Annotated in this window: 17 protein-coding genes; 7 read left to right on the plus strand and 10 right to left on the minus strand. The window is 70.8% G+C overall.

What is annotated here, in order from left to right:
* Positions 1–169 precede the first annotated feature (169 nt).
* From ACN469_RS20855 to ACN469_RS20875, 5 genes are all read right to left on the minus strand, one after another.
* Positions 170–409: a hypothetical protein gene (locus ACN469_RS20855; protein WP_498770485.1), complete on the minus strand. Its 240-nt coding sequence runs from the start codon at positions 407–409 to the stop codon at positions 170–172.
* A gap of 416 nt (positions 410–825) precedes the next feature.
* Positions 826–1,308, minus strand: a complete 483-nt coding sequence (locus ACN469_RS20860) for an SMI1/KNR4 family protein (RefSeq protein ID WP_498770486.1) — start codon at positions 1,306–1,308, stop codon at positions 826–828.
* A gap of 71 nt (positions 1,309–1,379) precedes the next feature.
* On the minus strand, positions 1,380–1,766 hold the full coding sequence (locus tag ACN469_RS20865) for a translation initiation factor (protein WP_498770487.1): 387 nt from the start codon (positions 1,764–1,766) through the stop codon (positions 1,380–1,382).
* A 20-nt stretch (positions 1,767–1,786) separates the two neighbouring features.
* Complete coding sequence (locus tag ACN469_RS20870; RefSeq protein ID WP_498770488.1) at positions 1,787–3,154, minus strand: vitamin K epoxide reductase/DsbA family protein; 1,368 nt, start codon at positions 3,152–3,154, stop codon at positions 1,787–1,789.
* Entirely contained in the window at positions 3,151–3,477 is a 327-nt protein-coding gene (locus ACN469_RS20875) for a cupin domain-containing protein (protein ID WP_498770489.1), read from the minus strand. The genes ACN469_RS20870 and ACN469_RS20875 overlap by 4 nt, the downstream gene beginning before the upstream one ends.
* A gap of 38 nt (positions 3,478–3,515) precedes the next feature.
* Between ACN469_RS20875 and ygfZ the strand changes: the two genes are divergently transcribed.
* The 4 genes from ygfZ (at position 3,516) to ACN469_RS20895 (ending at position 7,132) form a co-directional block, all read left to right on the plus strand.
* Positions 3,516–4,574 carry a CAF17-like 4Fe-4S cluster assembly/insertion protein YgfZ gene (gene ygfZ / locus ACN469_RS20880; RefSeq protein WP_498770490.1) on the plus strand — a complete coding sequence of 353 codons (1,059 nt, stop codon included), beginning with the start codon at positions 3,516–3,518 and terminating at the stop codon, positions 4,572–4,574.
* Between the two features lie 133 nt (positions 4,575–4,707).
* Positions 4,708–6,201, plus strand: a complete 1,494-nt coding sequence (locus ACN469_RS20885) for a spermidine synthase (protein ID WP_498770491.1) — start codon at positions 4,708–4,710, stop codon at positions 6,199–6,201.
* Complete coding sequence (locus ACN469_RS20890) at positions 6,198–6,656, plus strand: hypothetical protein (RefSeq protein ID WP_498770492.1); 459 nt, start codon at positions 6,198–6,200, stop codon at positions 6,654–6,656. The genes ACN469_RS20885 and ACN469_RS20890 overlap by 4 nt, the downstream gene beginning before the upstream one ends.
* Positions 6,653–7,132, plus strand: coding sequence for a hypothetical protein (locus ACN469_RS20895; RefSeq protein WP_498770493.1), 480 nt, complete (start codon positions 6,653–6,655; stop codon positions 7,130–7,132). The genes ACN469_RS20890 and ACN469_RS20895 overlap by 4 nt, the downstream gene beginning before the upstream one ends.
* Positions 7,133–7,194: 62 nt before the next feature.
* Here ACN469_RS20895 and ACN469_RS20900 read toward each other — a convergent pair whose 3' ends face one another.
* On the minus strand, positions 7,195–7,602 hold the full coding sequence (locus ACN469_RS20900) for a nuclear transport factor 2 family protein (protein ID WP_498770494.1): 408 nt from the start codon (positions 7,600–7,602) through the stop codon (positions 7,195–7,197).
* Positions 7,603–7,812: 210 nt separating this feature from the next.
* Between ACN469_RS20900 and ACN469_RS20905 the strand changes: the two genes are divergently transcribed.
* On the plus strand, positions 7,813–8,232 hold the full coding sequence (locus ACN469_RS20905; protein ID WP_498770495.1) for an OsmC family protein: 420 nt from the start codon (positions 7,813–7,815) through the stop codon (positions 8,230–8,232).
* Between the two features lie 61 nt (positions 8,233–8,293).
* Here ACN469_RS20905 and maiA read toward each other — a convergent pair whose 3' ends face one another.
* The 3 genes from maiA to ACN469_RS20920 form a co-directional block, all read right to left on the minus strand.
* A complete protein-coding gene (gene maiA, locus ACN469_RS20910) occupies positions 8,294–8,953 on the minus strand; it encodes a maleylacetoacetate isomerase (RefSeq protein WP_498770496.1) in 660 nt (219 codons plus the stop codon).
* Positions 8,950–9,930 (minus strand): fumarylacetoacetate hydrolase family protein, encoded by a 981-nt coding sequence (locus tag ACN469_RS20915; RefSeq protein WP_498770497.1) that lies wholly within the window; start codon positions 9,928–9,930, stop codon positions 8,950–8,952. Before ACN469_RS20915 ends, maiA begins: the two co-directional genes overlap by 4 nt.
* Before the next feature lie 205 nt (positions 9,931–10,135).
* Positions 10,136–10,720 carry a hypothetical protein gene (locus tag ACN469_RS20920; protein WP_498770498.1) on the minus strand — a complete coding sequence of 195 codons (585 nt, stop codon included), beginning with the start codon at positions 10,718–10,720 and terminating at the stop codon, positions 10,136–10,138.
* Between the two features lie 378 nt (positions 10,721–11,098).
* On the opposite strand from ACN469_RS20920, the gene ACN469_RS20925 reads away from it, so the two are divergent.
* Positions 11,099–16,087 (plus strand): protein kinase domain-containing protein, encoded by a 4,989-nt coding sequence (locus ACN469_RS20925; RefSeq protein ID WP_498770499.1) that lies wholly within the window; start codon positions 11,099–11,101, stop codon positions 16,085–16,087.
* A 20-nt stretch (positions 16,088–16,107) separates the two neighbouring features.
* On the opposite strand, the gene ACN469_RS20930 is transcribed toward ACN469_RS20925, so the two are convergent.
* On the minus strand, positions 16,108–17,136 hold the full coding sequence (locus ACN469_RS20930) for a class I SAM-dependent methyltransferase (RefSeq protein ID WP_498770500.1): 1,029 nt from the start codon (positions 17,134–17,136) through the stop codon (positions 16,108–16,110).
* A 205-nt stretch (positions 17,137–17,341) separates the two neighbouring features.
* On the opposite strand from ACN469_RS20930, the gene ACN469_RS20935 reads away from it, so the two are divergent.
* Positions 17,342–19,192, plus strand: a 1,851-nt coding sequence (locus ACN469_RS20935) for an alpha/beta hydrolase family protein (protein WP_498770501.1), incomplete at its 3' end; no start/stop codon positions are given.

Genomic DNA, 19,192 nt, shown 5'->3' on the forward strand with positions numbered 1-19,192 from the left:
CCGCGGCACGATGCCACGGGCCCACCCTCCCAGAAGGGAGCCCAGGCACGTCCGACGCTCGGGTAGCAGGGGTCATCACGCATCTCCACCGGGAAGACGCCAACGCCGCACACATCCCTCGCGGCCCCTTCATTTTTTCTTCCCACCCCCGCCGAGCCACGCCCCCGCCTCAGCGACCGCCCCGCTTCGAGCCCCGCCCCTTCCTCTTCGCGCCCGCCTCCTCCCCTGCGTCCCCAGGCTCCTGGAGCGCGATGCGCCGCGCCTCCTCCGCCGCCGCGCGGACCTGCGGCGCGAGAACCTCCCCAGGCGCATCTGGCGCTCCCCATGACGCCGGCGCCCCCAACTGCCGCAGCACCGCGCCATGCACCACCGGCGCATCGAACGAGAAGCTCAGAGCCGGCAACGGCACGCGGCACGTCGTAGTCCGCCGGGGTCAGCTTCCCAGGCTTCACACCCGGAGCCTCCGACACGGGCTCCGCCACAGCCCGCGTCCCCCGCAGCCGCTTCACTTGGGTCGACGGCGACGTCGCGGACGGACGCATCCCCCCGCGCGCCGCGCGCAGGCCGCCGAGCACCTGCTCCTTCGTCCTGCCATGCAGTTCGAACAGGAGGAACGGGTCGCGGTCCAGCGCCTCGCCGAGCACATAGTGCGTGGCGGCCACGCGCTTGCACGGGTCTCCTCAGTCCGGACACGAGCAGCTCGTCTCCAGTTCCTCACGGCTCCGGGGGAACAGGCTCACCCCGCCGCGCGGACCACCGCGTCTAGCTCCTGGGGCATCGTCCCCGCGAGCAACTCCGCAGCGTAGCGCGCCTAGCCGGCCAACCTCACGCTGGCGGGAGCCAGAACCAAGTCCCGTTCGAGCGGAGCGCGCCAGCGAGGAACGCAGAGAACGAGGCCACAATCAGCGGGCAGTAATCGGGGTCCGGGAAACCCTCGCGGTAGCCATCGCGAAGGGGATACCGGCCCGACTCCTGGTCGCTCACATCGAGGAGGATGTAATTGCTGTCCCGCACCGCGCACACCGCGTACCAAGACGCGGGACCGGCCTTGTCGGTGTCGCTCTGGCTCATGACAACCCGCGCACGCTGAATCCCCGAAAGGGGGATGAACGAGAACGCAGGGTCCCTGAACGTGGGGACGCGGGGGTCGAAAAGGTCGGCACCATCGCAGTGCAGGTAGAAGGCACGCAGGTCCGGGTCGAGGCTCCACCCTACCCTCTGCTCGAATGCTTCGATTTGCTCGGGCGTCGCAGGAGGGTTGGGGGAGTGGAGGCGCGACACCTCGGCAAGGAGTTCGGCCATGTTCATAGACGACTCTCCATGCCCCGAGCACTCAAGCGATGCTCATTCCGGGTGGGACGTACCCCGCCGGGCCCCACTCAACCCACCGTCACCTTGCGCACCCCACGTGCCTCCAGCAGCGCGGGCAGCCGCTCACGCTGGTCTCCCTGGAGCACCAGCGTGTCGTCCTCCACCACGCCTCCACAGCCCAGCGAGTTCTTCAGCGCCTTGAGCCACACCTCGCGCTGGGGCACGGGCAGTTCCAGGTGCTCCACCACGGTGACTTCCTTGCCGCCCCGCCCCTTGCGCTCCATCCGCACCACCGCGCGCGCCGGGCCCTTCGGCTCAGGCTTGCGCACGGGCTGCGCGACAGGCGCGACAGGCCCCACCGGCAGCGCCTCCCGCTTCGCCGCCAGCGCGGCGAAGGGATTGTGGAACGGCCCCACCGGCGCCGCCGGCTCGTCCTTCTTGTCACGCTTGCCCATGACGAGACGCCCGCCGTTGCTCAGTGGTTGTGGCCCGCGTGGTCGTCCTGCGGCATCGCGCGCGGCGGAGGCAGCACGTCGAACGCGGGCGCGCTCGCATTCCCCTCCGCCATCACCAGCGCGTACAGGAACGGCGCCGACGGCATCGCCTGCCGCCCGTTCACCACCACCAGCGGCGTGCCCGTGAACTGGTAGCGCAGCGCATACGCCGTGTCCTCCTGAATCTTCGCCGCCGTCGCCGCGCTGGAGATGCACGCATCCAACTGCATCCGCGACACCGAACCAGACGAAGCAATCTCCAGCACCCGCTCCGTATCCAGCACCGCCTGCGCCGCGAAGAGCTTCTCCCGCAGCGTCCAGAAGTCCGGCGCGCCCTCCAGGCAGATCTGCGCCTTCGCCGCCACGCACCGCACGGTGGGCGCATCCGGCCCGCGCTTGGGCATCGCCGGATTGCACGAGCCATCCAGCGGGAACTGCCGCGCCTCCAGCGACAGCTTGCCCTCCGGCACGCGCTTCTTCAGCACCGCCAGCTCCTCCACCAGCGACTTGCAGTGGGGACACTTGCTGTCCGTCCACTCGACAATCTTCACCGGCGCGTTCGCCGGCCCATAGCGGTGACGCGCGGGCGCGGCGGCGGCCTGCGGCACGCCGTGCCGGTACTGCGCCAGCGCGTTGGAGATGAGCTGCTGCTGCGCCATCGGCAGCCCGCGCAGGTACGCCTCCAGCGACGCGGGCGTGGCCGGCACCGTCGTCGACGACGAAGCCACGGGCGCCGGAGGCAACAGCTCCCCCACCTTGGGCTGCGGCGTGGACAGCGACCGGCCCGGCAACAGGACAGCGATGAACACCGCGACCGTGATGCCCACCGTCCACTTCAGCCCGGGGACCCACTCGCCCGCACCGGCCGGCAGGCCCTTCCACGCGACACCGGCGATGGCCGCCACCAGCGCGTACGTGCCCAGACACGTGGGGCACACCACGCCCGTCTGGAAGCTCGCGAAGGCGAAGACGAGCACCGACACCACACCCGCGATGGCCGCGAGCCGCAGCCCCTGAGCCGCCGGACCCACTGGCTTCTCCGAGCGCGCGCGCGCCAGATACAGCGCCGACAGCGCCACCACCGTCAGGCCCCACACGAGCCCCATCCCCGCCACGGGGATGCCGAACAGCTCATGCATGCGGGTGGCGAACGGCGAGTTCCACACCGTCTCGCAGTTCACCGTGTCGGACACGCCGCACACGGTGGAACCACCGGCGCGCAGCGTGAGCAACTGGCTCCACTGGAAGACGGACAGGATGCTCGCGGCCACGCCCAGCACCAGCAACACCACGCCGACACGGAAGGGGACGGGGGTGGCGGCCTTCTGGGGAGAGGACTTCGGACTCATGCGTGCTCCGGGGGCGGGGTCATCAAAACGAGCAGTCGGGCGGAGTCGGGGCCATCGTTGGCGACACCGTGCTCGGCACCCGAGGGGGCGAAAACCGCCGCGCCCACACCATGACTCTCCTCCTCGGCGCCGACGCGGAAGCGGCAACGGCCTTCCAGGACGACGTAGACCTTGTCGGAGGTGGCGTGGTGATGCGGCTTCTGGGCCTGGCCAGGCGCCAGACAGTAGACGTCGAGGAAGAAGCGCTCGGACTGGAAGACGTTGAGCTTCCGGAGTTTCTCCGGGGAGAAGTCCTGGAAGGACGACAGGTGCTTCACATCCATCGTGGCATTCGCTCCTTCGCCTCTATATAGCGACGGACATGGAACCGCTGTCTCTGCATTTTCTTCACGAAGAAGCGGGGGCCCGCTTCATCGATGTGCGCGGCCGGGAAGTCGTGGCCGGGTATGGCAACGGTGAGGACGGCTACCGAGCCGCCCGGGAGGCCGTGGCCCTCCACGACGCCTCCTACCGTGAAATCCTCCGGATAACGGGGGAGGACAGGGCCTCCTTCCTACATGGAATGGTGACCCAGGAGGTGAACAACCTCCCCGTCGGAGCCGCCACGTACGCCGCCCTGGTGAATGTGAAGGGAGCCATGGTGGCGGATGCCCGCATCCTCAAGCGGGAGGCGGACCTCTTGATGGATGTGGAGCCGGGCCACGGCGCCAAGGTCCGGGAGTTCCTGGAGAAATACCTCATCTCCGAGGACGCCGAGCTGCACGAGGCGACGGGCGAGTACGGCATCCTCCGGCTGCTCGGCCCCCGGACGGCGGAAGTGCTGGGCGCTGGGTTCGCTCCCCTGGCGCACCAGGCCACCCGGACGGTGCCGCTCGCCGGGCAGGAGGTCCTCCTGGTGGGCAACACCTCGGTGGAGCCCCACGGCGTCGATGTGTGGGTGCCGCGCCCAGGCCTGGAGGCCGTGTGGCGGGCGCTGAGCCAGGCGGGCGCCGAGCTGGGGCTGAAGCCGCTGGGCTTCGAGGGCCTGGAGCTCCTGCGCGTGGAGGCCGGAGTCCCCCGCTACGGGCAGGACATGGTGGACACCACCATCCCCATGGAGGCCAACCTCACCGGGGCCATCTCCTACAACAAGGGTTGCTACATCGGGCAGGAGGTCATCGCCCGGGCCACTTTCCGCGGGCACATGAACCGCAAGCTGACCGGCCTGCTCCTGGGCGAGGTCGACGCCGCGCCGGGCACCGAGCTGCGCCGGGGCGAGAAGAAGGTGGGCTGGCTCACCAGCGTGGTGCGCTCGCCCGCGCAGGGACAGCGCGTGGCCCTGGGCTACGTGCACCGCGACTCGCTGGAGCCCGGCACCGAGCTGACGCTGGCCGGAGGCCCCGACACCGTGAAGGTGGCCCCCCTGCCCTTCAAGGGCTGAGCGCGACACCGCTGTCAGTGATGCCTTGAGTCACTGACAGCCCTGTCACCCGCGCCCCCGGGGACACCCGTGTGGGGCGTGGAGTTACGGGCTGTTGAGTATGGAACGGGGCTTGCTCATGCGGCCCCCGCCCATGAAGCCCTCTTCATTGACGTGGTTGTCCTTCCTCTCGGGTGCCACGGTGATGGCGTCGGAGATGGCCGCCTCGCGACTGGTGGCCCCCTACTTCGGGAGCAGCACGCCCGTGTGGGCGGCCCTCATCTCCCTGGTGCTGGGAGGGCTGGCGTTGGGGGCGCACCTCGGCGGGCGGTGCGCGGACCGCGCCGAGCGGCTGGAGCCTCTGCGCATGGCGCTGTGTGTCGCGGCGCTGCTCCTGGCCGCCCTGCCCTTCCTCGCGCGAGCGCTGCTGCCGGGCGCCACGACGGCGGTGATGACGGGGCGTGTGCTGGAGGCCATGGCGCGCGTGGGGCTGGTGGTGCTGGTGGCGGTGCCGCCGCTGCTGGCGCTGGGCGCGGTGGGGCCGTTCCTGTTGAGGGTGGGACTGGGCGGCGTGGCCTCGGCGGGAGCGCATGCGGGGCGGCTGTCCTCCGCGTCCACGCTGGGCAGCATCGCCGGGACGTTGCTGGCGGCCTTCGTGGTGCTGCCGTGGCTGGGCACCGCGCGCGGCATGGCCTGCTTCGCGGGGCTGCTCGGGCTGACGGCGGCGCACGGACTCGGTTGGCGGTGGCGCCTGGTGGCGGTGGGCGTGCCGGCGGTGGCGCTGGCGTTGGGAGTCCATGCGCTGCCGCGACACCCGCGCGCGCTGGAGGTCGCCGAGTCGCCCCATGCCTTCGTGCAGGTGCTGGAGTCACCCGAGGGGACACGGAGCCTCGTGTTCGACGAGGGCTTCGCGGTGCAGAGCACATGGCTGCCGGGGCAGCCGGTGCGGGAAGAGGTCTTCGCGCACTACCTGCTGACGCCGGCGATGGCTCGCGCGGAGCCTCGGGCGCCTCGCGTGTTGCTGCTGGGGCTGGGCGCGGGCACCAGCGCGCGCGGGCTGCGTGAGACGTACCTGGGGGCACAAGTGGTCGGCGTGGAGCTGGACGCGGCGGTGGTGCGGCTGGCGCGGACACACTTCGGGCTGGGGGCCGAGGTGGAGGTGCACGTCGGGGACGCGCGCGCGTTCCTGGAGTCGGACTCGCGGCGCTACGACGTCATCATCGTCGACGCGTTCCGCTTCCCCTATGTGCCCTTCCACCTGACGACGCGAGAGTTCGCGCGGAGCGTGGCGGACCACCTCGTCCCGGGAGGCGTGGCGTGCTTCAACGTGGGCCGCTTCCGCGAGGAGCGCGGCGTGGTGGACGCGGTGGGCGGCACGCTGGCGTCCGTGTTCCCCAAGGTCCTCGCGGCGGATGCGCGCAACCACAGCAACACGCTCTTCTTCGCGGGTGAGGAGGGCATGGCGGAGCGGCTGGCCTCCAGGACGGAGCGGCTCCCGCTCTCGCTGCGCCCGCTGGCGACTCGCGTCGTCGGAGAGCTGCGCGCGGTGGCCTCGGCGGAGCCGCTGACGGATGACCGGGCCCCGGTGGAGCTGCTCACCGACGCCATCCTCCTGCGCGCCCTGGTGCGTCCGGAGGGGCTGCGGTGAAGGCGCTGCCTCGCATGCCGGAGTTCCTCACCCCGCTGCCCCTGGCGGCCGTGGCGTTGATGGCGGTGAATGACCGCTGGCTCAAGCCCACCTTCCACAACACGCTCACCGGCAAGCTGTCGGACGTGGCCATCTGCTTCTTCCTGCCGCTCTACGTGTCCGCGCTGCTGGCCCTCGCGACGCGCTGGCCCCGAGGTGTCCGACTGGGCGTGGGCGCGGCGCTGACCGCCGTGTTGTTCACCGCGCTCAAGGTGTCGCAGCCCGTCGCTGACCTCTTCTGTCAGTGGCTGCGTCCCCTGGGCGCGCCCCTCGGACTCACCAGCTTCCGCGCGGTGGCCGACCCCACTGATTTGCTCACCCTGCCGTTCATCGCAGTGGCGGTGCTGTACGGCCGCGCCACGGTGCTCTCCCGGACGCCGGCCACGTCCCTCACATCCCCCGGAGCCTTGTCATGAAGCCCTTGCTGAGAAACCTCGCGTCTGTCGCGGTGCTGGCCACCACCGGGCTGCTGCTCGTCGCCGACTCGGCGCGCGAGTGCGAGCACGGCGCGCGCGACATCACCTTCGACGTGAGCGGCAACACCTGCGGCTCCAATGGCACCTTTCACGTCCTGTCGGGCGAGGACTCGTGCGAAATCACCACGCAGGGCGCCGAGGCGCTGGGGTTCCCCACCTTCGGCGATTCGACGCGCGACACCGTGGACATTCCGAGGGGCGAGTGGTCGCTGCATGACCCCAGCCTCACCGTGCACCTGGGCGCGGATGGCGGCGTCGTGTCCCCGGACGCGGGCGGCTCGACCGCCGTCGGCGCCAATCGCCACTGCGAGAATGAGCCGTCGGGGGACAAGCTGTTGCTGACGTGCATCGACCGGCGCGACGACCTGTCCGGCATCGAAGTGGCCCGCTGCACGGCGACGCTCACCCCGCGCTGAGGCGCTCCACCCACCGCGCCTCGCGCCCAGGAGCGGCGAAGGCGCGGGCACCAGGGGTTGCGCTACGAGGCCATCCGCGCTCCGTGCTTGAGCTGGCGGTCGTACTCGCTCGAGTCGTAGGTCCCCGTCGCTTCGACGACGCGCCCGTCGTCTCCGAGCGTCCACTCCTCGAAGCCAGAAATCCGCACGAACTTCCCGGTGCCGCCAGGGCCCGTGTTCGTGCCGGTGAGAGTCCAACGGAACTCGACGGTCTCCTCCTTCACGACGACGTCGTCCATGAACACCTGGAGGTCGGGAAACGCGACCATGAACGAACGCGCCGCCTCCGTAATCTCCGTGCGCGCGCCGCCGTTGATGGCAATCCTCCCGCCGGGTACGTAGTAGGCCGCGACCCTCGAAGGGTCTCCACTGCACCACGCCTCCGCATATCGGCGAGCGAAGTCCCTCACCTGGTCTTCCTCAGGCGCCATCCATGACCTCCCACGTGAGCTGTGATTCGTGGCGCGAGCGTAGGGCGCGGGCACTCGAGAGACCACGTCCGGGGACGCAAGCGTTCAGCAGTGTTCCCTGCGCGCTGCCCGCATGAGCCGTCGCGGTGCGGGCGTGTCGAGCGGAACGTGGGGACAGCTCGCACGCGCACGGGCCTTGTCACCCGGGCCTCATCCTGGATTCATGCCCGCATGACCACCCATGACACCACGCTGCTCGCGGCGGCCGTCGTCGAGAGCCAGGCCGGCTACACGCAGTCGATTCGCACCGGCAAGCACCACTTCCAGGCGGACGAGCCCGCGGCGCTGGGAGGCGCGGACCAGGGCCCCGCGCCCTATCAACTGCTGATGGGCTCACTGGGCGCGTGCACCGCCATCACCTTGAAGATGTACGCCGCGCGCAAGGGCTGGGAGCTGGGCCCGCTCACCGTGAAGCTCAAGCTCTTCCGGGAGAACGACACCGAGCGCGTGGAGCGCGTGCTCTCCTGCGGCCCCTCGGTGAGCGAGGAGCAGCGGGCGCGCCTGCTCGAAATCTCCGCGAAGACGCCCGTGACGCTCACCCTCTCCCGGGCCCTGCGCATCGAGACGACCTTCGCCCCCGCGACGCCCTGACGGCGCCACGAGGAGACCGCCCCCGCTCTCACCTGAGCGGGGACGACCTTCACGCTCCAACTCAGGCCGGCGCCGCGTCGGGCTGCCGGTCCGGGTGCGACGCCTGGAAGGCGGGGTGCTCCGCGCACGCCGCCTCAATCCTCAGCAGCGTGGGGTACGGCGTCATGTCCAGGGAGAACCGGCGCGCGCCGTACAACTGCGGGACGAGGCACACGTCCGCCAGCGTCACCGCGTCACCCACGCAATAACGCCCGGCCGTGGGCTGCACCATCTGCTCCAGCGCCTCCAGGCCTCGGGTGCACCAGTGCGCGCCCCACGCCTTGTCGTCGCCCTTCAGCTCGCCCTTGATGCGCTGAAGCACGCCCAGGTTGTGCAGGGGCTGGATGCCGGAGTTGACGTACTCCGCCAGCATCCGCGCGCGGGCGCGCAGGTACATGTCCTCCGGGAAGAACGACGGCGACGGGAAGCGCTCCTGGAGGTAGTCGAGGATGGCGAGCGACTGGGACAGCCGGCGCACGGTGCCGTCGGCCTCCGTCCACTCCAGGGTGGGCACCGTCCGCATGGGGTTGAGCGCGCGGTACGCGTCCGAGTGCTGCTGTCCACCGTCCTGGAGCAGGTGCACCGGCACGTACTCGAAGTCCACGCCCTTGAGGTGCAACCCCAGCCGCGCCCGCCACGAGGCGGAGGAGCGCCAGTAGTTGTGCAGCCGAAGGGCCTTCATGGCGTCTTCACCACCTTCTGGGAGATGCGACCGAAGACGCTCTGCCCGTCCTCGCCCGTCATCTCGATGTCGATGGTGTCGCCGGGCTTCATGAAGGGCGTCTTCGGCTTGCCCTCTTCAATCGTCTCAATCATCCGCTGCTCGGCGAGGCAGGAGATGCCCCGGGCGCGGTCCACGTTGGACACGGTGCCGCTGCCCAGGATGGTGCCCGCCGTGTAGCCGCGCGTCTTGCACAGGTGCTGGATGAGCTCGAAGAAGGAGAAGTGCATCTCCGGGCCCGCGTCGGTGTCACCCACCTGGACGCCGTTGAGCACCGAGCGCAGGCGCAGGTGGATGCGGCCCTCGCGCCAGGCCGGGCCCACCTCGTCCGGCGTCACCGCGAACGGGCTGAACGCCGTGGCGGGCTTGCTCTGGAAGAAGCCGAAGCCCTTGGCCAGCTCCTCCGGGATGAGGTTGCGCAGCGACACGTCGTTGGCCAGCATCAGCAGCTTGACGTGCTTGTCCGCGTCCGCGGCCTTCGTGCCTCGCGGCGTGTCGCCGAGGATGACGCAGACCTCGCTCTCGAAATCCAGGCCCCACGCCTCGTCCGGCAGGGGGATGTCGGCGGTGGGCGCCAGGAACTCGCCGGAGCCCCCTTGGTACACCAGCGGGTCCGTCTTCAGCGTGGCCGGCGGCTCCGCGTTGCGCGCCTTGCGCACCAGCAGGACGTGGTTGATGTAGGCGCTGCCGTCAATCCACTCGTAGGCGCGCGGCAGCGGCGCATGCAGCGCCGCCTGGTCCAGCGGGCGACTCTGCACCGCGCCGGCCTCCAGCTGCGCGGCGAGCGCGCGGAGCAACGGCTCCTTCGTGTCCCAGTCGTCCAGCGCCGCCTGCAGCGTCAGGGCGACGTTGGTGGCCAGCGCATAGGCCGAGTTGTCCCGCTTGACGACGATGAGCCGCCCATCACGGGTTCCATCCTTGAGCGTCGCGAGCTTCAATCCCGGGCTCCCCGCGGCCCGGTGGAAACAGCGGGGGCCGCCTCATGTGCTCGGCTTTTCCGACGGGGCCCCCAGGGTGTCAAGCACAGGGCGCGAATGCGCCGCGGCAATCGTCACGGCGCGAAAAAAGTGTCCCCATGGCAGCCTGTCGAGCGCGGGCATCTCCAGGCCGCTGAGAAAATGGCGGACCGCTCGCGGCGGAAAACTACCAGCAGCTGGAGCGTGCCGGCAGCTGCGCGAAGTAGTTGTTGCCCAGGTTGCTGTCCCACTGGCCGTGGGACGTCGCGGCCAGGGAGATGTCCCACGCGTTCTGGCTCCCGTTGGAGTTGAAGGCGTAGAAGAAGAGGTCGTTCTCCACCACCGTGGGCTGCTGGCACACCCAGACGCCGTCCTGGCCTCCGTTGGCGAAGTGGTCGCTGCACTGGGGCAGGTTCTGGTACCGCATGCACTTGATGCAGGCGCGCGGCCCCGCGTTCAGGAAGACATAGGCGTCGTTGTTCGAGCCCGCGCTCGCGGCCAGCGTCTGCGAACGGCCGTTGAGATTGATGTAGATGGAGATTTCGTTGTCCGGGTACAGGCCGCGCAGATAGCCCCGGTACGCGACGGTGAGCGTCGCCAGGCGCCCGGGCAGCCGGCGCGTGTGGCGGATGACCTCGAAGGGCCCCGTCGTCGCGGAGTCGTACACGCTGCAGATGGGGTAGTCGGGCGGATAGTCGGAGGCGCGCGCGGCGGAGATGGGGAGCAGCAGGGACAGCGCGAGCGCGGCCAGGAACGTCTGCGAGAGCTTCATCGGTGTGACCTCGGGCAAGGAGCGAAGGGGCACGGAGTTCACGCGCCGGCGTAGCATGCGTCGCCCACGCGCCGGAAGGCCGGGCGCCCGCCTCGTCGGCCGCCGGACGGGGGGCCTCCCCGCACCGCCTTGCATCCTCCGGCGCCTGAGTGGTGGCAAGCCGCCCCCCTGGTCTCCGAGCGGGCGCGCGGCATGCTCGTGGAGCAGGAGGGAAGCGGAGCGCGCGCGGCTGTTGAAGGCTGAGTCGGCACACGGGGGACGTGCGTCGGCCCCTCCCCTTGGCGGCGTCCCGTCCGACACCCAACCTTGCCGGAAGGACGGAACGCGCGGCCAACCGCATCGCAGGGGCGCTGCGGAGGTGGAGTTCGAGGACACTGAATGGCTGAAGGCTTCCAATACGCCAGCGCCGTTCCAGGAGAGCCACAGTCCGGCCGCCGACTGGGCAACCGGTTCGAGCTGGCCCAACGCCTCAAGGCCGGACGTGGAATCTCCACCTGGGATGGCGTGGACCTGCGCACCGCGGAGCGCGTCGCCATCAAGGTGACGTCGACCCTGGCGCTCGTCCCGGCGGCGCGGCACCGGCTGGAGCACGAGGCCTCCGTCCTCGCCCACCTCGACAGCCCCTTCATCGTGCCGGTGCGACACCTGGGCACCTACGGGGACTGGCTCTATCTGGTGACGCCCTGGCTCCAGGGGGAGTCGCTGGAGAGTCGCTTGTCGCGCGGCGTCCTGAGCGTCCCGGAGGCGCTCGCGCTCGGCCGGGATTTGCTGTCCGCGCTGGCCGAGGCCCACCGCCACGGCGTCCTGCACCGGGACGTGAAGCCCAGCAACATCATCGTCTCCGGCCAGCCCCTCGCGCGCGCCACGTTGATTGACTTTGGCCTCGCGCGCAGCGAGCGGCTGGACCCTTCGCTGCGGGACTTGCCGGTGGGCACCGCGCGCTACCTGTCACCGGAGCAGGCCGGCCTGCTGCATCGGCCGGTGGAGGCCACGTCGGACCTGTACTCGGCGGGCGTCGTCCTCTTCGAGGCCCTCTCCGGCGGGCCTGTCTTCGCGGGCGACTCCGTGGGCGAGGTGCTGCGTCAGCATCTGACGGCCCGGCCCCGGCTGCGCGCCGTGGGCGTGGAGGCGCCGCGCGCGCTCGAAGAGGTCCTCTCCCGCCTGCTGCAGACGGACCCGTCGGACCGCTACCAGTCAGCCAGCTCCGCGCTGGCGGACCTGCTGGAGCTGGAGGAGGCGCTCGCGCGAGGTCAGGTGGAGCCGGCGCTCGTCACGGGCGCGAAGGATGCGCGGAGAAGCCTGGCCGAGCCGTCCTTCGTGGGACGTCACGAGGAGGTGGCCACGCTGGAGCGGGAGCTGGAGCAGACGCTGACGGAGCCGGGGCGCCTCGTGTTGGTGGAGGCCGAGTCGGGAGGAGGAAAGAGCCGGCTGCTCGACGAGCTCGCCGCGCGAGCCGCCCGCCACCACGCGTGGGTGTTGCAGGGCCAGGCGCAGGACCAGGCCGCGCGCCGTCCCTTCCAGCTCTTCGCGGGCGTGGCCACGGACATCGCCCAGGTCCTCCAGTCGAAGCCGGCCCTCACGGAGCCCCTGCGCGCCAGACTGGCGGGGCAGGAGGTCAACCTGTGCACGGTGCTGCCGCAACTGGAGCCGGTGCTGTGCGCGGAGTCGAGCGCGCCCGCGCGAGGCCTGGGCCCGGAGTCCCTGGGCGAGAGCCGAAGCATCTGGGCGCTCACCGCGCTCTTGAGCGCGCTGGGCACGAGGGACGAACCCGCCGTGGTGGTGCTGGATGACTGCCAGTGGGCGGATGAGCTGACGTTGAGGGCGCTGGAGGGCTGGTCGCAGGCGCGGCGGCAGGGGAAGGGACGCGTGCTCGTCGTCCTCGCGTTTCGCGGCGAGGACATCGGCCCTTCGCACGTGCTGCGCAGGCTGGCGCCCACCGCGCACCTGAAGCTGGCCTCCTTCGGCGCCGTGGAGGTGACGCGGCTGGCGGAGTCAATGGCCGGCGCGCTGCCGCCAGAGGCCACCGAACTGGTGGCGCGGCTGTCCGAGGGCAACCCCTTCATGGCCAGCGCGGTGCTGCACGGGCTGGTGGAGGACGGCGTGCTCGTGTCCGGCCCCTCGGGGTGGCAGGTGCAGCCGGAGGCGATGGCGCACGCGCGCTCGTCGCGGCAGGCCGCCACCTTCCTCGTGCGCCGCCTGCGCTTGCTGCCCCTGGTGGCGCGGCGGCTCTTGTCGGTGGGCGCGGTGCTGGGCAAGTCCTTCGAGCTGGCGCGGGTGGCGGCGCTGTCGGGCACCTCTCCGGAGGAGCTTGTCGCCGCGCTGGAGGAGCCTCGCCGCCGCCACATGCTGTGGGAGGAGGGCACGCGCTACACCTTCGTGCACGACAAGCTGCGCGAGGTGCTACTGGACATGCTGACGCCGCAGCGGCGACGGGAGCTGCACCGGCTGGCGGCGCGCTCGGCGGCGAGCCAGTTGCCCCAGGACTCGTTCGAGCTGGCCTATCACTTCGACGCGGCGGGCGAGTACACGCACGCGCTGCCCCACGCGCTGGTGGCCGCGGAGCTGGCGCGACGGCGCTTCGCGCTGGAGACGGCGGAGCTGAACTACCGCATCGCCGAGCGGGGCGCCGCGGGCGCTGACGCGGGCACCCGCTTCCGCGTCGCCTCCGGGCTGGGCAACGTCCTCATGCTGCGCGGACGTTATGAGGAGTCCCGCCAGCAGCTCGAGCGCGCCCAGGCCCTGGCGCGAGACAGACAGGAGCAGGCGCGCGTCCTCGGTCACCTGGGGGAGCTGGCCTTCAAGCGCGGCGACTTCGGCGAGGCCACGCTCGCGCTGGAGCAGGGCCTGAAGCTGATGGGGCGCTGGGTGCCGCCCAAGGGCGTGCTCACCGGCGCCAGCGCCGTGTGGGAAATCCTGGCGCAGGCGGCGCACTCGGTGGCGCCGCGCAGGTTCCTCTCCCGCAGGCCGCTGGCGGGGAGTGAGAGCGACCTCCAGGCGGTGCGCCTCTACAGCCGGCTCGCCTATGGCTACTGGTACCGGCGCGGACGCATGGCGGTGCTGTGGGCACACCTGCGGGACTTGAATCTGGCGGAGCGCTACCCGCCGACGCCGGAGCTGGCGCAGGCGTACTCGGAGCACTCGCCCGCGCTCACCACGCTGCCGTGGTTCCAGCGCGCCTTCGCCTACGCGGAGAAGTCCCTGGCGATGCGCCAGGAGCAGAGCGACCTCTGGGGTCAGGGGCAGACGCTGCACTTCTACGGGCTGGCCTGCTACGCGGCCTCGCGCTTCAACGACTGCATCGAGAAGTGCACGGAGGCGATTCGGCTGCTGGAGCGCACCGGCGACCCCTGGGAGGTGAACAACGCCACGTTCCAGGTGGCCATGTCGCTCTATCGACTGGGCCGGCTGCGCGAGGCGCTGGAGACGAGCCAGCGGCTGCACGCGGCGGCGCTGGCGCTGGGAGACCGCTACTCGGTGCGCCTGGGCCTGGAGGCCTGGGCCAAGGCGTCCGGAGGGAGGCTTCCGGGCACGCTGCTGGAAGGCGAGCTGGGCAACGCAGACCAGCCGGACCCGCAGAGCTACGCGGGCGTGCTCCAGGCGGAGGCCTTGCGCCGGATGCGCCTGGGCGACGCGGCGGGCGCGGTGGCCGTGCTGGAGCGCGCCGCGCGGCTGGTGGGCGAGGCGAACCTGCGCCAGGAGTACGTGGCCCCCATCGGCCCCTTGCTGGCGACGGCGCTGCGCCAGCTCGCGGAGGGCACGTCCCCCCTGGCCGCCGCGCGCCGCGAGGCCCTGCTCAAGCGCGCCGACGACACGGCTCGACACGCCCATGCGCTGGCGCGCACCTACCGCAACAACCTCCCCCATGCGCTGCGCGAGCGTGGACTGGTGGCCGCCCTGCGAGGTCAGCCCCGAGCGGCACGGCGCTTCCTGGAGGAGTCGCTGCAAGTGGCCGAGGCCCAGCAGATGAAGCACGAGCATGCCCTCAGCTTGAAGGCCCGGGGCGAGCTGGGGCGCGCGCTGGGCCAGGCCGAAGCGGCGGCGGACCTGACCACGGCCACCCGCGCGCTGGAGGAGATGGAGGAGGGCCTGTCTCCGGAGGTCGCCGCGCGGGGAGGCACCCGCACCCTCTCCCTGGTGGACCGCTTCCCACGCGTGCTGGAGGCGGGCCGCAGGCTGGCCTCCGCCCTGTCGCGCGAGGCCGTGTTCGAGGCCGCGAGGCAGTCCATGCTGGAGCTGCTGCGCGCCGAGCACTGCGCGGTGGTGGACCCCCGGGACCTGCCTCGCGACGAGGACGCGGACGCGGTGGGCATCAGCCGCACCGCCATCGCCCGCGCGCTGGAGACCGGCCGAATCACCGTGCTGGGACAGGGGCTGCCCGGAGGCGTGAGCGAGAGCATGGAACTCCTCGGCGTGCGCTCGCTGCTCTGCGCCCCCATCCAGGTTCGCGGCAAGACGGTGGCGTGCGTGGTGGCCACGCATCGACAGGTGGGCGCGCTGTTCGGCGAGTTGGAGGAGCACCTGGCGGAGTTCGTCACCGTGCTGGCCGGCGCGGCGCTGGAGAACGCGGAGAACTTCGCGCGCATCGCCGCGCTCTCCGAGGAGCAGGGCCGCCTGTACCGCGCCGAGCAGGAGGCGGTGCGCCGCCGCGATGACTTCCTCTCCATCGCCGCGCACGAGCTGAAGACGCCGCTCACGTCACTACAGCTCCACATCCAGGGTCTCCAGGCCCAGGCCCGCGCCACGGGCGGCCACCTGCCGCCGGAGAAGCTCTCCGCCAAGCTGGAGTCCGCCTCCGCGCAGACCCAGCGCCTGGGGCGGCTGGTGAGCGACTTGCTGGATATCTCCCGGCTCGCCCAGGGCCAGCTCCACATCAAGCTCTCCGAGGTGGACCTGGTGGCCCTCGTCCACGGCCAGTTGGAGCGCAGCCGTGAGGCGCTCGCCCGCGCCGAGTGTCCGGTGCGGCTGCTCGCGCCCAAGCACCGCCTGGCGGGCTACTGGGACGTGATGCGCCTGGAGCAGGTGGTGGGAAACCTCCTGTCCAACGCGATGAAGTACGGCGCCGGCCAGCCCATCGAAATCACCCTGGAGCAGCGCAACGGCGACGCGCGGCTGAGGGTGCGGGACTTCGGCATCGGCATCGCCGACGAGGACCTCTCACGCATCTTCGGGCGCTTCGAGCGAGCGGTGTCCGTGCGCCACTACGGCGGCTTCGGCCTGGGCCTGTGGATTGTGCGGGAAATCGTCCAGGCCCTGGGCGGCACCATCGACGTGGAGAGCACACCGGGAGAGGGCTCCACCTTCACCGTCACCCTGCCCTGCTCCGGACCACCCTCTCAAGTCGAGCCTCCCGGGCCGCCCATGCACTGAAGCGCCCCCACGCTCCAAGCTCAGCGGCGGGTGAGCTCCAGATAGATGACGTTGTCCTGGCTGTCCCGGAACAGCCGCACGGAGTCGATCAACTCCAACGGCACCTCACCGAGCAGGGCGCGCATGTCGTCCTCCTCCCGATAGGTGAGCCACCAGTCCATGAAGGCCTCCATGTAGCCCGTCTCCGGAGGAAAGCGCGCGAAGTTGGCCACCAGCAGCCGACCTCCCGAGCGCAGCATGCCGAAGAGCAGTCCGGTGAGCCGCGTGGCGACGGAGGCGGAGAGGTAGTCGTAGAGGCCCGCGGAGTAGACGAAGTCCAACTCGTTGAAGGCCACCTTGCCGGCGAGCAGCGCGCGCACCGAGCCGCAGTGCGGACGTACGACGTCGAGCGGCTGGTGGTGGGAGATCTCCGCGAGGCTCAGCGGGTCCTGGTCGAACGCGATGAGCTCTTGCACGCGGCGCTCCCGCACCGCCACGGAGGACTCCGCCTCGCGCAGGTGGCCACACGCGACGGAGAGGATGCGCGCGCCCTGGGGAACGCGCTCGGCCGTCGCGTCGAGGGCGCGCGCCAGCAGCTCACGGCGCTCTCGCACGCTGACCGCGCTGGGTTGCTGATGCATGTACCGATAGACCTCGCGGCCCGCGTGGAGCTCGTCCGCGGCCCGGTCCATGTAGAGGTAGTCGATGAGGGCCGCGTCTCCCGCGTAGCCCCGGGGGCGCTCGAAGGCCCGCCGGGTGAAGGGACACTGGTGTACGAACGAGCGAAGCGGGTGCTTGCGCGCGGTCTCCATGCAGAAGGACTTCCAGTCCTCCTCGGGCCAGCGTCGTCGCAAGGTGAGCAGGCCCAGGTGGAGTGAGTGCATGTCCTGGTGAAGCACCTCGTCCTCGGCGGCCATCATCCGCTCGTGGATGCCATCGAGCCACCCTCGGGCTTCCGCGAGCGCTTCATGGGCTGGACGCTCCGGGACGGGAAGGACCAGTTGGTTGCGCTGGACGGAGGGGACAGGCGTTGGCCTCGGCGGGCGGGGCATCGTCTGGGGGTCGTGCATCGTCCAACACAACCCGGGAGGGGCATGTATGCACTTCCCACAAGAAGCGTTCTCGCCCGTCCGGTCCTGGAGGCGGGCATGCGAGCGCGCCCCCGGAGCCTCCCTTCCGGTGAGGTGCTCTTCAAAACGCAGCGAGTATTCGTATCCCGGCCCCACTCACGCCACAGTCTCGCGCGCTTTCGGTCCCTGACTCCTGGAGCTGCCCATGACCTCCCGGTCCGCCCTCTCGCGAGCACTCGTCGCCCTCGCCCTCTTTCCCTGCCTGGCCCTGGCCCTCCCCCGCCCCAAGGCCCCGGCGAAGCGCTACACCGTCGAGCAGTTCATGCAGACCACGACGGTGTCCGGCGCGTCCTTCTCCTCGGACGAGCAGCGGGGGCTCTACTCGTCGGACGAGACGGGCGTCTTCAACGTCTTCTCCGTGCCGGTGAAGGGCGGCAAGCCCACCCAGCTCACCCGCGCCAGGGACGCCTCCACCGCCGTCGGCTACTTCCCCACCGATGACCGCGTCCTCTTCACCCGGGACACCAGCGGCCAGGAGCGCCCCCACCTCTACGTACGCGCGCTGGACGGCCAGGAGCAGGACCTCACTCCGGGCGACAAGCACCGCGCGGCCTTCTTCGGCTGGAGCCAGGACGACACCGCCTTCTACGTGCTCACCAACGAGCGCGACGAGCGCTTCCTGGACCTCTACCGCTACGACGCGAAGACCTACGCCCGCACCCTGCTCCATGAGGGAGACGGCGAGCACGTGCCGACCGCCCTCTCCCCGGACGAGAAGTGGCTGGCGCTGGAGAAGCCCCGGACGCTGTCGGACAGCGACGTCTACCTGCTCGAACTGGCCACGAAACAGCGCCAGCACCTCACCGCGCACCAGGGCCAGGCCACCTGGAAGGCGGCGACCTTCGACCCGACGTCCTCCGCGCTGTACCTGCTCACCAACGAGGGCTCCGAGTTCACCCGCGTGGAGCGCCACGTGCTCGCCACCGGGAAGCGCGAGGCGGTGGAGGCGCCCACCTGGGACGCGCTGTCCACGACGTTCTCCAAGCGCGGCGCCTGGCGCGTCACCCGCGTCAACGAGGACGGCCGCACCACGCTGCGCGTCCACGACGTGAAGGCCGGCAAGCCCCTGGCGCTCCCAGGACTCCCCGAAGGCGCCATCTCCGACGTGGCGCTGTCGCGCGGCGAGAAGCGGATGGCCTTCGTCGTCGATGGAGACCGCGCGCCGGGCAACCTGTACGTGCTCGACCTCGCCACGAAGAAGACCACGCGCCTGACGGACACGCTGAGCCGGGCGCTGGACGCGAGAGACCTGGTGGAGTCGGAGCGGGTGCGCTTCAAGTCCTTCGACGGGCTGGAGATTCCGGCGCTCCTCTACAAGCCGCATCAGACCACCGCGAAGCAGCGCGCCCCCGCCATCGTCTTCGTCCACGGGGGACCGGGGGGACAGTCCTCCAAGGGCTACAGCAGCTTCGTCCAGTTCCTGGTCCACCACGGCTACGCCGTGCTGGCCGTCAACAACCGGGGCAGCGAGGGCTACGGCAAGGCGTTCTTCGCGGCGGATGACCAGCAGCACGGCAAGGCGCCGCTCCAGGACTGCGTCGAGGCGAAGAAGTACCTCGCCGGCCTGCCCTACGTGGACGGCGAGCGCGTGGCCATCCTCGGCCCCAGCTATGGCGGCTACATGGTGCTCGCGGCGCTGGCCTTCCACCCGGAGGTCTTCGCGGTGGGCGTGGACGCGTTCGGCATCACCGACTGGCTGAGCGCCCTGCGGGAGCTGCCGCCCCATAAAACGGCGCTGCGCGAGGCGCTCTACCAGGAAATGGGCAACCCCGAGACGCAGGAGGCGATGCTGCGCGACATCTCCCCGCTGTTCCACGCGGAGAAGCTCCGCAAGCCCCTGCTCATCATCCAGGGCGCGCAGGACCCGCGCGTGCCCAAGGCGCGCACCGACGCGTTCGTCGAGGCCCTCCGGAAGAACGCCATGCCCCTGGACTACTTCGTCCTCCCGGACGACGGCCACGGGTTTGGCAGCAAGAAGAGTGAAGCGGAGACCCTC

Origin of the sequence: Corallococcus terminator, from assembly GCF_049194865.1 — a bacterium.
Lineage (GTDB): Bacteria > Myxococcota > Myxococcia > Myxococcales > Myxococcaceae > Myxococcus > Myxococcus terminator_A.